The organism is Cellulomonas sp. PSBB021, from assembly GCF_002240455.1.
Taxonomy (GTDB): domain Bacteria; phylum Actinomycetota; class Actinomycetes; order Actinomycetales; family Cellulomonadaceae; genus Cellulomonas; species Cellulomonas uda.
Genome location: NZ_CP021430.1, coordinates 793,747 through 805,469 on the forward strand (window position 1 = coordinate 793,747; position 11,723 = coordinate 805,469).

Sequence of the window (11,723 nt, forward strand, 5' to 3'; positions counted from 1 at the left end):
GCGAACCCCGTGCCCGACGACTTCGTCTTCGACACCCGCACCGACCTGCGTCCCGACCAGAAGGCCGAGGTGCTCATCCAGGCGCTCCCGTGGCTGCAGAAGTTCGCGGGTGCGCTCGTCGTCGTGAAGTACGGCGGCAACGCGATGGTCGACGAGGAGCTCAAGCGCGCCTTCGCGCAGGACATGGTGTTCCTGCGCCAGGTGGGGCTGCGCCCCGTCGTCGTGCACGGCGGCGGCCCGCAGATCAACGCGATGCTCGACCGGCTCGGGATCGAGTCCGAGTTCCGCGGCGGCCTGCGCGTGACCACCCCGGAGGCCATGGAGGTCGTCCGGATGGTGCTCACGGGCCAGGTGTCGCGTGAGCTCGTCGGCCTGCTCAACGCGCACGGCCCCCACGCGGTCGGACTGTCGGGCGAGGACGGCGGGCTGTTCCAGGCGCGACGCCGCACGGCGTTCGTCGGCGCAGAGGCGGTCGACGTCGGGCTCGTGGGCGACGTCGTGCAGGTCAACCCCGGTGCGGTCCAGGACCTGCTGGACGCGGGTCGGATCCCGGTGGTCAGCACGGTCGCGCCCGACATCGACGACCCGACGCAGGTCCTCAACGTCAACGCGGACACCGCGGCGGCCGCGCTCGCGGTCGCGCTCGGTGCGCGCAAGCTCATCGTGCTGACCGACGTCGAGGGCCTCTACCTCAGCTGGCCGGACCGCTCGTCGCTCGTGCGGCGCCTGTCGGCGAGCCAGCTCGCGGAGGTCCTGCCGACGCTCGACTCCGGCATGCGGCCCAAGATGGAGGCCTGCTGGCGCGCCGTGACGGGCGGCGTCGGACGGGCTCACGTCATCGACGGTCGCGCGCCGCACTCGATCCTCGTCGAGGTCTTCACCTCGGACGGCATCGGCACGATGGTGCTGCCGGACACCGAGCCCGAGGACGCCCCGTTCACCGCCCCCATCCCCGTCGTCCACCCGGAGGTGCCCGCATGAGCGAGCCGACGACCACGCCGGCCGCCCCGGCACCCCCCGCCCCGACGACCCGCCGCGCGCTGCGCCAGGCCGCCGCGACCGTCGACGGGCTCCCCGTCTCGGTCGCGGGCGGGTCGGTCGCGGAGTGGACCCAGCGGTACTCGCGCTCGGTGATGGACACGTTCGGGCCGCCGCAGCGCGTGCTCGTGCGCGGCGAGGGCGCCTATGTGTGGGACGCCGACGGCAACCGCTACCTCGACCTGCTCGCCGGCATCGCGGTGAACAGCCTGGGCCTCGCGCACCCCACGCTCACGGCGGCGATCAGCGCCCAGCTCGGCACGCTCGGGCACGTCTCGAACTTCTTCGGCAGCCCGACGCAGATCGCGTTCGCCGAGCGGCTGCTCGAGCTCGCCCAGGCCCCCGACGGCTCGCGCGTGTTCTTCACCAACTCGGGCACCGAGGCCAACGAGGCCGCCTTCAAGCTCGCGCGCCGCACGGGCCGCACGCGGGTCCTCGCGCTCGAGGGGGCGTTCCACGGCCGCACGATGGGCGCGCTCGCGCTCACGCACAAGGCCGCGTACCGCGAGCCGTTCGAGCCGCTGCCCGGCGGGGTGGAGTGGGTGCCGTTCGGTGACGCGGACGCGCTCGAGGCGGCGCTCGAGCCGGGCGACGTGTCCGCGCTGTTCGTCGAGCCGCTGCAGGGTGAGGCGGGCGTGCTCCCGCTGCCCCCGGGCTACCTCGCACGGGCCCGCGAGCTCACCGCGCGGCACGGCACGCTGCTCGTGCTCGACGAGGTGCAGACCGGCATGGGGCGCACCGGGGAGTGGTTCGCGCACCAGCTGCCGCACGTGGGCGGCGGCGTCGTGCCGGACGCGGTCACGGTGGCGAAGGGCCTCGGCGGCGGGTTCCCGGTCGGGGCGCTCATCGCGTTCGGCGACACCGCGGCGACGCTGCTCGGCCGCGGCCAGCACGGCACCACGTTCGGCGGCAACCCGGTCGCGTCGGCCGCGGGTCTTGCGACGATCGGCGTCATCGAGCGCGACGACCTGCTCGCGCACGTGCGCGACGTCGGCGCCGCGCTGCGTGCGCGCATCGCCGAGCTCCACCACCCGCTCGTCGACGGCGTGCGCGGCGAGGGCCTGCTCGTCGGGATCGGCCTGACGGCGGCCGTCGCGCCGGCGGTCGCGTCGCGCGCGCTGGCCGCGGGGTTCATCGTGAACCCGGTCAACCCGACGTCGATCCGGCTGGCGCCGCCGCTCGTCGTGACGCACGAGCAGCTCGGCACGTTCGTCGACTTCCTCGCCGACCTCGACCCGGGCGAGGTGGCGGCATGACGCGCCACTTCCTGCGCGACGACGACCTGACGCCCGCCGAGCAGCGGCAGGTGCTCGAGCTCGCGCTCGCTTTCCGCGACGACCGGCACATCCGCACGCCGCTGGCCGGACCGCGGGCGGTGGCGGTGATCTTCGACAAGCCGACGCTGCGCACGCAGGTGTCGTTCTCGACGGGGATCGCCGAGCTCGGCGGATTCCCGCTCGTCGTCGACGGCAACCTCGCGCAGATCGGCACGCGCGAGTCGATCCCGGACACCGCGCGCGTCCTCGGCCGGCAGGTCGCGGCCGTGGTGTGGCGCACGCACGCGCAGGAGCGCATCGAGTCGATGGCGCAGCACGCCGGCGTCCCCGTGGTCAACGCGCTCACGGACGACTTCCACCCGTGCCAGGTGCTCGCGGACCTGTCGGCGGTCGCGCTGCACCGCGGCGGGGTGGGCGCGCTCGCCGGACTCACGCTCGCGTACGTCGGCGACGGCGCGAACAACATGGCGCACTCCTACCTGCTCGGTGGCGCGACCGCCGGGCTGCACGTGCGCGTCGGCTCCCCGGAGGGCTACCGACCGGCGCCCGAGGTGGTCGCCGCCGCGCAGCGCGTCGCGCAGGAGACGGGCGGCTCGGTCACCGTGGTCGGCTCGATCGCGGAGGCGGTCGCGGACGCGGACGTCGTCGCGACGGACACGTGGGTGTCGATGGGCCAGGAGGAGGAGGCGGCGCAGCGCGAGCTGCCGTTCGTCCCGTTCCGGCTCGACGAGGCCGCGCTCGCCCTCGCGGCGCCCGACGCCCAGGTGCTGCACTGCCTCCCGGCGTACCGCGGCAAGGAGATCACCGCGGGCGTGCTCGACGGGCCCCGGTCGATCGCGTGGGACGAGGCCGAGTTCCGCCTGCACGCGCAGAAGGCGCTGCTGACGTTCCTGCTCGAGGCACGGTGACGCACGTGTCCGTGTCGAGCACGACGAGCACGCCGGCGGCGGTGCCGGGCACCCCGGCGACCTCGTCCGGCGGCTCGGCGTCGACGGTGCCGCAGACGAAGGCGGCGCGCCAGGCGCTCGTCGCGGCGCTGCTCACGCGCGAGCAGGTGCACTCCCAGCAGCAGCTCGCGGACCTGCTCGCGGACGCGGGCGTGAGCGTCACGCAGGCGACCCTGTCGCGCGACCTCGTCGAGCTGCAGGCCGTCAAGGTCCGCACGCCGTCGGGCGCGCTCGTGTACGCGGTGCCCGGTGAGGGCGCCGTCCGGTCGCTGCCGAGCGCACCCGCCACCGACACCGAGCACCTCGCGGCGCGCCTCGAGCGGCTGTGCGCGGAGCTGCTCCTCACCGCCGAGTCGTCCGGCAACCTCGTCGTGCTGCGGACGCCGCCCGGCGGCGCGCAGTACCTCGCCTCGGCCATCGACCACTCGGTCCTGCCCGCCGTGCTCGGCACGATCGCGGGCGACGACACCGTCCTCGTGGTGTCCCGCGACCCGGACGGCGCCGCCCTGGCGTCGCGCTTCCTGACCCTCGCGTCCGGCGAATGACGGCCGCGAACCGCATGCCCCACCCACACCAGCTCGTAGAAAGTGACATCTCATGACTGAGCGCGTCGTCCTCGCGTACTCCGGCGGTCTGGACACGTCCGTCGGCATCGGCTGGATCGCCGAGGCCACCGGCGCCGAGGTGATCGCCGTGGCGGTCGACGTCGGCCAGGGCGGCGAGGACCTCAACGTCATCCGTCAGCGCGCGCTGGACTGCGGCGCCGTCGAGGCGTACGTCGCGGACGCCCGCGACGAGTTCGCGCAGGAGTACTGCATGCCGGCGCTGGCGGCCAACGGCCTGTACCTCGACCGGTACCCGCTGGTCTCGGCGCTGTCCCGCCCCGTGATCGTCAAGCACCTGGTGCGTGCCGCGCGCCAGTTCGGCGCGACCACGGTCGCGCACGGCTGCACGGGCAAGGGCAACGACCAGGTGCGCTTCGAGGTCGGCATCACGTCGATCGCGCCGGACCTGACCTGCCTCGCGCCCGTCCGGGACCTCGCGCTCACGCGCGACAAGGCGATCGAGTTCGCCGAGCGCAACAAGCTCCCGATCGCGACCACCAAGCACAACCCGTTCTCGATCGACCAGAACGTGTGGGGCCGTGCGGTCGAGACCGGCTTCCTCGAGGACATCTGGAACGGTCCGACGAAGGACGTCTACACCTACACCGACGACCCGACGTTCCCGCCGGTCGCCGACGAGGTCGTCATCACGTTCGAGCAGGGCGTCCCGGTCGCGCTCGACGGCGTGCCGGTCACGCCGCTGCAGGCGATCCAGGAGATGAACCGCCGCGCGGGCGCCCAGGGCGTCGGCCGGATCGACATCGTCGAGGACCGCCTGGTGGGCATCAAGTCGCGTGAGGTGTACGAGGCGCCGGGCGCGATCGCGCTCATCGCGGCGCACCAGGAGCTCGAGAACGTCACCGTCGAGCGTGAGCAGGCGCGCTTCAAGCGGGGCGTCGAGCAGCGCTGGACCGAGCTCGTGTACGACGGCCAGTGGTTCAGCCCGCTGAAGCGGTCGCTCGACACGTTCATCGCGGACACGCAGCGGTACGTCTCGGGTGACGTGCGCATGGTCCTGCACGGCGGCCGCGCGACGGTCACGGGCCGCCGCTCGGACTCGTCGCTGTACGACTTCAACCTCGCGACGTACGACACCGGCGACACGTTCGACCAGGCGGCCGCGCGCGGCTTCATCGAGATCTACGGCCTGTCGAGCAAGCTCGCGGCCGCGCGTGACGTGAAGTTCGGCAACGGCGTGGACCTGGGCTCGCAGGGCGGGATCGATGCCTGAGTCGCCCGTGGCCGGTGCGCCGGACGCGCCGCTCGCCCTCTGGGGCGGCCGGTTCGCGTCCGGCCCGGCCGCGGCCCTCGCCGAGCTGTCGCGCTCGACGCAGTTCGACTGGCGCCTCGCGGACGTCGACATCTCGGGCTCGGTCGCGCACGCGCACGTGCTGCACGCCGCGGGCCTGCTGTCCGACGACGAGGTCACGGGCATGGTCGACGCGCTCGAGCGGCTGCGGTCCGACGTCGCGTCGGGTGCGTTCGGCCCGTCGCCCGACGACGAGGACGTGCACACGGCGCTCGAGCGCGGCCTGATCGAGCGCGCGGGCGCGGACCTGGGCGGCAAGCTGCGTGCGGGCCGGTCGCGCAACGACCAGATCGCCACGCTCGTGCGGATGTACCTGCGCCGCGAGGCGCGCACGATCAGCGGTCTGGTGCTGGACGTCGTCGACGCGCTCGTCGCGCAGGCCCAGGCCGCGGGCGACGCGCCCATGCCGGGACGCACGCACCTGCAGCACGCGCAGCCCGTCCTGCTCGCGCACGCGCTGCTCGCGCACGCGTGGCCGCTGCTGCGTGACGTCGAGCGCTACACCGACTGGGACCGCCGCGCCGCGGTCTCCCCGTACGGCTCGGGTGCGCTCGCGGGCTCGTCGCTGGGCCTGGACCCCGCCGCAGTCGCCGCGGAGCTCGGCTTCGACGCCCCGGTCGAGAACTCGATCGACGGCACGGCGTCGCGCGACGTGGTCGCGGAGTTCGCGTTCGTCTCGGCGATGCTCGCGGTGGACCTGTCGCGGCTCGCCGAGGAGGTCATACTCTGGGCGACCAAGGAGTTCGGCTTCGTGCGGCTGCACGACTCGTTCTCGACCGGGTCGAGCATCATGCCGCAGAAGAAGAACCCCGACATCGCGGAGCTCGCGCGCGGCAAGGCCGGCCGGCTCGTCGGCGACCTCACGGGGTTGCTGACCACGCTCAAGGGCCTGCCGCTCGCCTACAACCGCGACCTGCAGGAGGACAAGGAGCCGGTCTTCGACCAGGTCGACCAGCTCACCGTCCTGCTGCCGGCGTTCGCGGGCATGGTGGCGACGCTCACGTTCGACACGGACCGGCTCGCCTCGCTCGCACCGCAGGGCTTCTCGCTGGCGACCGACATCGCCGAGTGGCTGGTGCGTCAGGGCGTGCCGTTCCGCGTCGCGCACGAGGTCGCGGGCGAGTGCGTTCGCGCGTGCGAGGCACACACCCCGGCGATCGAGCTGTGGGAGCTGTCCGACGACGAGCTCGCGGCGATCTCGCCGCACCTGACGCCGCAGGTCCGCTCGGTGCTCTCGGTGGAGGGCTCGCTCGCCTCGCGCTCGGCGTACGGCGGGACGGCGCCCGTGCGGGTCCGCGAGCAGCTGGGGCGGGCGGCCGCGCGTGCCGCGCAGCTGCGCGCCTGGGCGGCGCCGAGGCCGTGACCACCGGCTCCGACGAGGGCGCGCTCGGGCTGGTGCTCGAGCGCGCCGTCGTCGCCTCACCCCGGCTGGGTCCGGTCCGCGTGGTGTGCGTCGACGGCCCGGCCGGCTCGGGCAAGACTACCGCGGGCGACGCCCTCGTCGAGAGGGCGTCCGCGCGCGGCGTGCGCGCCCTCGTCGTGCACCTCGACGACCTGTACGCGGGCTGGTCCGGGCTCGAGGGCACGCTCTGGCCGCGGCTCGCGGCGCAGGTGCTCGAGCCGCTGCGGCGTGGACGGCCCGGGCGGTTCCAGCGGTACGACTGGACCGCGGGCCGGTTCGCCGACTGGGTCGACGTCCCGGTGCCCGAGCTGCTCGTGGTCGAGGGGTGCGGATCGGCGCAACGCGCGTGCGACCCGGTCGCGGTGCTGCGCGTGTGGGTCGAGGCCGACCGTGCGCTGCGCCTCGAGCGCGGGCTCGCACGCGACGGCGAGGACGCGCGAGCGCACTGGCTGCGGTGGATGGCGGACGAGGCGGCGCACTTCGCGCGCGAGCGCACCCGTGAACGCGCCGACGTGCGGCTGGACGCGTTTGGCAGGATGACCCCATGAGCCCCGCGGCGGACGCCCCCCGCGAACCGGTCCTCGTCGACCGGGCGCTCGCGCACGCCGTGGCCCCACCGGACGCCGTGCCGGACGTCTCCCGCTCGTCGGACGTGCCCCGATCGTCGGACGTGCCCCGCTCGCCGGACGCCGCCGACCCGTTGCGGTTCGTCGCGGTCCCCGCGCGCACCTGGTACGCGCGGGACGTGCACGCCGTCGCGCGGGACCTGCTCGGCGCGTACCTCACGTCCCGGACCCCCGAGGGCGAGGTGACGGTCCGGCTGACGGAGGTCGAGGCGTACTCCGGCGCGGACGACCCGGGCTCGCACGCGTTCCGGGGCCGCACGGCCCGCAACGCCGTGATGTTCGCCGAGCCCGGTCGTCTGTACGTGTACCGGCACCTCGGGCTGCACCACTGCGTCAACGTGGTCGCCGAGCCGACGGGACGCGCCGCCGCCGTCCTGCTCCGGGCGGGCGAGGTCGTCGCGGGCGCCGAGCTCGCCTGGGCGCGCCGTGAGCACGTGGGCGTCGTCGACTCCCACCGTCAGCTCGCCCGGGGTCCCGCGCGGCTCGCGGTGTGCCTCGGCGTCGACCGGTCGTGGAACGGCGACGACGTGACCGAGGCGGGGGGACGCGTCGTGCTGCACCGGCACGAGGGTCCTGTGCTCTCGACGCAGGCGAGCGGTCCGCGGGTCGGCGTGTCCGGCCCGGGTGGCGACGCGTCTCGGCACCCCTGGCGCTACTGGCTCGTGGGCGAGCCGAGCGTGTCGGCCTACCGCCCGGCGTACCGGTCGTCGACCTCGCGCTCGCGCGGCTCGTCGGACGGGTATCTCCCGCCGGCGTCGGAAGACGTCCCGTGACGGGACGACGACGTCGGCCGTGCGACGGTGCCCCCGCCGCCACCTCTCGACCGTGACCTCAGCCGCCCCCGCGCGGCCCCCTGACCGGAGACCAGACGTGACCCACATCCTCGACGAGCTCGCGTGGCGCGGGCTCATCGCCAGCACGACCGACGTCGACGCGCTGCGCGACGCGCTCTCAGCCGGGCCCGTGACGCTCTACTGCGGCTTCGACCCGACGGCGCCGAGCCTGCACATCGGCAACCTCGTCCAGATCCTCACGGTGCGCCGGCTCCAGGACGCCGGCCACCGCCCGGTCGCGCTCGTCGGCGGCGCGACGGGCCTCATCGGCGACCCGAAGATGACGGGCGAGCGCACGCTGAACTCGCGCGACGTGGTCGCGGGCTGGGTCGAGCGGATCCGCGCCCAGATCGCGCCGCTGCTGCGCTTCGACGGCGAGAACGCCGCGACGCTCGTCAACAACCTCGACTGGACGGCGCCGCTGTCGGCGATCGACTTCCTGCGGGACGTCGGCCAGCACTTCCGCCTGGGGACGATGATCGCGAAGGACACCGTGGCGCGACGCCTCGCGAGCGACCAGGGCATCTCGTTCACCGAGTTCAGCTACCAGGTGCTCCAGGGCATGGACTTCCTCGAGCTGTACCGGCGGCACGGCGTGACGCTCCAGACGGGCGGCTCGGACCAGTGGGGCAACCTGCTGTCGGGCGTCGAGCTCGTGCGCAAGGTCGAGGGCGTCGGCGTACACGCGCTGACCACGCCGCTGATCACCAAGGCGGACGGGACGAAGTTCGGCAAGACCGAGTCGGGCACGGTGTGGCTCGACCCGGAGATGACGACGCCGTACGCCTTCTACCAGTTCTGGCTCAACGCCGACGACGCGGACGTGCTCGGCTACCTCAAGGTGTTCACGTTCCGCACCCGCGAGCAGATCGACGAGCTGGCCGAGGCGGTCGCGTCCCGTCCCGCCGCCCGCGAGGCCCAGCGCGCGCTCGCGTACGACGTCACCGCGCTCGTGCACGGGACGGCGGCGGCCGACGCGGTGGTCGCGGCGTCCCACGCGTTGTTCGGCCGCGGCTCGCTGGCCGACCTCGACGCCGCGACGCTCGGCGCCGCGGTCGCGGAGCTGCCCACCGCGACGGGCGCGGTCGGCGACCTCGTCGTCGACCTGCTCGCGGCGACCGGGGTGGTGAAGAGCAAGTCCGAGGCGCGGCGGGCCGTGGCCGAGGGCGGGGCGTCCGTCAACAACGTCCGCGTCACCGGTGAGGACGCTGCGCTCGGCGAGGGCGACCTGCTGCACGGACGCTGGGCCGTGCTGCGTCGGGGCAAGCGGACGCTCGCGGTCGTGGACACCCGGGCCTGATCGCGGGGACCGGGCGTCAGCCCGCTCGGCGACGCCCGGCGCGGGCCGGCTCCCGGAGACCCCACGGGGTCCTCGGGAGCCGGCCCGCGCCGTCCCCGGAGGACCGCAGGCACCCGACGTGGGCGCGTCCGCGCAGGTCAAAGCACAGATCTGGTCCGGTGAGCGGCGTCACGCGACCACGGATTTGGCGTTCGCCGCGACATCCGCGTAATGTTCTCGAGGTCGCCCGGCAGGGAGGAACGGACACGGAGCCGGATCCGCAAGGATCTGGATGTGGCTGGTCCCGCAGGCGGACAACCCCGATCAGATCGCAGGTGCTTCGTGCGCCTGCGGCACGGTCGGGCCCAGGACCGGTGGTCCAGGGCCGCTCGACAGGGCGGTTCCGAACAGCCGGGAGATGGGGTAGAGTGGTGAAGCCCCGAGCGGGAAACGCACGGGGAAACAACAAGCCTCTCGCCCAGGATCGCAAGATCCTGAGGAGATGCGCGTCTGTTCCTTGAGAACTCAACAGTGTGCCAAGTAGTCGATGCCATATGGCCTGCCTGATGTTGTCGGGTGGGTTGATGGTTGAGATGGGGATCTGCCGTCCACCCCGTGGGTGGTGGGTCCTTGATTGAAGCCGAATCTTGGTCCGTTTGGACCGTTCGTAATGTTTGTTGCCTGGTTTTCGGACCGGGTGGCGCAAGACATTGACGGAGAGTTTGATTCTGGCTCAGGACGAACGCTGGCGGCGTGCTTAACACATGCAAGTCGAACGGTGAAGACCAGCTTGCTGGTTGGATCAGTGGCGAACGGGTGAGTAACACGTGAGCAACCTGCCCTTCACTCTGGGATAAGCCCTGGAAACGGGGTCTAATACCGGATATGACATCCCTGCGCATGTGGGGGTGTGGAAAGATTTATCGGTGGGGGATGGGCTCGCGGCCTATCAGCTTGTTGGTGGGGTGATGGCCTACCAAGGCGACGACGGGTAGCCGGCCTGAGAGGGCGACCGGCCACACTGGGACTGAGACACGGCCCAGACTCCTACGGGAGGCAGCAGTGGGGAATATTGCACAATGGGCGCAAGCCTGATGCAGCGACGCCGCGTGAGGGATGACGGCCTTCGGGTTGTAAACCTCTTTCAGCAGGGAAGAAGCGAAAGTGACGGTACCTGCAGAAGAAGCGCCGGCTAACTACGTGCCAGCAGCCGCGGTGATACGTAGGGCGCAAGCGTTGTCCGGAATTATTGGGCGTAAAGAGCTCGTAGGCGGTTAGTCGCGTCTGCTGTGAAAACTCGAGGCTCAACCTCGGGCTTGCAGTGGGTACGGGCTGACTAGAGTGCGGTAGGGGTGACTGGAATTCCTGGTGTAGCGGTGGAATGCGCAGATATCAGGAGGAACACCGATGGCGAAGGCAGGTCACTGGGCCGCAACTGACGCTGAGGAGCGAAAGCATGGGGAGCGAACAGGATTAGATACCCTGGTAGTCCATGCCGTAAACGTTGGGCACTAGGTGTGGGACCCATTCCACGGGTTCCGTGCCGCAGCTAACGCATTAAGTGCCCCGCCTGGGGAGTACGGCCGCAAGGCTAAAACTCAAAGAAATTGACGGGGGCCCGCACAAGCGGCGGAGCATGCGGATTAATTCGATGCAACGCGAAGAACCTTACCAAGGCTTGACATACACCGGAAAAGTGCAGAGATGTGCTCCCCGTAAGGTCGGTGTACAGGTGGTGCATGGTTGTCGTCAGCTCGTGTCGTGAGATGTTGGGTTAAGTCCCGCAACGAGCGCAACCCTCGTCCCATGTTGCCAGCGGGTTATGCCGGGGACTCATGGGAGACTGCCGGGGTCAACTCGGAGGAAGGTGGGGATGACGTCAAATCATCATGCCCCTTATGTCTTGGGCTTCACGCATGCTACAATGGCCGGTACAAAGGGCTGCGATACCGTAAGGTGGAGCGAATCCCAAAAAGCCGGTCTCAGTTCGGATTGGGGTCTGCAACTCGACCCCATGAAGTCGGAGTCGCTAGTAATCGCAGATCAGCAACGCTGCGGTGAATACGTTCCCGGGCCTTGTACACACCGCCCGTCAAGTCACGAAAGTCGGTAACACCCGAAGCCGGTGGCCCAACCCTTGGGGGGAGCCGTCGAAGGTGGGACTGGCGATTGGGACTAAGTCGTAACAAGGTAGCCGTACCGGAAGGTGCGGCTGGATCACCTCCTTTCTAAGGAGCATCTGGCAGCTGGCCGGCCCTGTCGTGGGGTGGGTGCAGGTGTCCAGGCCCATGCCCGTGCCGAGTGTGTGCGGGGTGGTGCTCACGGGTGGAACATCGACTATGGCCTGCTGTTGTGGCAGGTGGCGCCTAGTACGCCTTCGGTCTTCGGGTCGGGGGGAGGGAACGGT

The 11,723-nt window shown here is 71.6% G+C and carries 9 protein-coding genes and 1 rRNA gene; all 10 read left to right on the forward strand.

Translation table 11 applies throughout. The annotated features are described in order from the left end of the window. The first annotated feature begins 9 nt into the window (after positions 1-9). Positions 10-981 (forward strand): acetylglutamate kinase, encoded by a 972-nt coding sequence (gene argB, locus CBP52_RS03580; RefSeq protein WP_094182118.1) that lies wholly within the window; start codon positions 10-12, stop codon positions 979-981. Next, complete coding sequence (locus CBP52_RS03585; protein ID WP_094179855.1) at positions 978-2,294, forward strand: acetylornithine transaminase; 1,317 nt, start codon at positions 978-980, stop codon at positions 2,292-2,294. Before argB ends, CBP52_RS03585 begins: the two co-directional genes overlap by 4 nt. Further along, positions 2,291-3,223 (forward strand): ornithine carbamoyltransferase, encoded by a 933-nt coding sequence (gene argF, locus CBP52_RS03590; RefSeq protein ID WP_094179856.1) that lies wholly within the window; start codon positions 2,291-2,293, stop codon positions 3,221-3,223. Before CBP52_RS03585 ends, argF begins: the two co-directional genes overlap by 4 nt. A 41-nt stretch (positions 3,224-3,264) precedes the next feature. Continuing rightward, positions 3,265-3,807: an arginine repressor gene (locus CBP52_RS03595; RefSeq protein WP_198303567.1), complete on the forward strand. Its 543-nt coding sequence runs from the start codon at positions 3,265-3,267 to the stop codon at positions 3,805-3,807. A gap of 52 nt (positions 3,808-3,859) precedes the next feature. Further along, positions 3,860-5,098 (forward strand): argininosuccinate synthase, encoded by a 1,239-nt coding sequence (locus CBP52_RS03600; protein ID WP_094179857.1) that lies wholly within the window; start codon positions 3,860-3,862, stop codon positions 5,096-5,098. Continuing rightward, complete coding sequence (gene argH / locus CBP52_RS03605; RefSeq protein ID WP_094179858.1) at positions 5,091-6,539, forward strand: argininosuccinate lyase; 1,449 nt, start codon at positions 5,091-5,093, stop codon at positions 6,537-6,539. The genes CBP52_RS03600 and argH overlap by 8 nt, the downstream gene beginning before the upstream one ends. Next, positions 6,536-7,126: a hypothetical protein gene (locus CBP52_RS03610; RefSeq protein ID WP_094179859.1), complete on the forward strand. Its 591-nt coding sequence runs from the start codon at positions 6,536-6,538 to the stop codon at positions 7,124-7,126. Before argH ends, CBP52_RS03610 begins: the two co-directional genes overlap by 4 nt. Continuing rightward, on the forward strand, positions 7,123-7,977 hold the full coding sequence (locus CBP52_RS03615) for a DNA-3-methyladenine glycosylase (RefSeq protein ID WP_094179860.1): 855 nt from the start codon (positions 7,123-7,125) through the stop codon (positions 7,975-7,977). The genes CBP52_RS03610 and CBP52_RS03615 overlap by 4 nt, the downstream gene beginning before the upstream one ends. A gap of 97 nt (positions 7,978-8,074) precedes the next feature. Next, positions 8,075-9,337: a tyrosine--tRNA ligase gene (tyrS, locus tag CBP52_RS03620; RefSeq protein ID WP_094179861.1), complete on the forward strand. Its 1,263-nt coding sequence runs from the start codon at positions 8,075-8,077 to the stop codon at positions 9,335-9,337. 689 nt (positions 9,338-10,026) lie between these two features. Continuing rightward, positions 10,027-11,544: ribosomal RNA gene (locus CBP52_RS03625) — 16S ribosomal RNA — on the forward strand. The last annotated feature ends 179 nt before the right edge of the window (positions 11,545-11,723 follow it).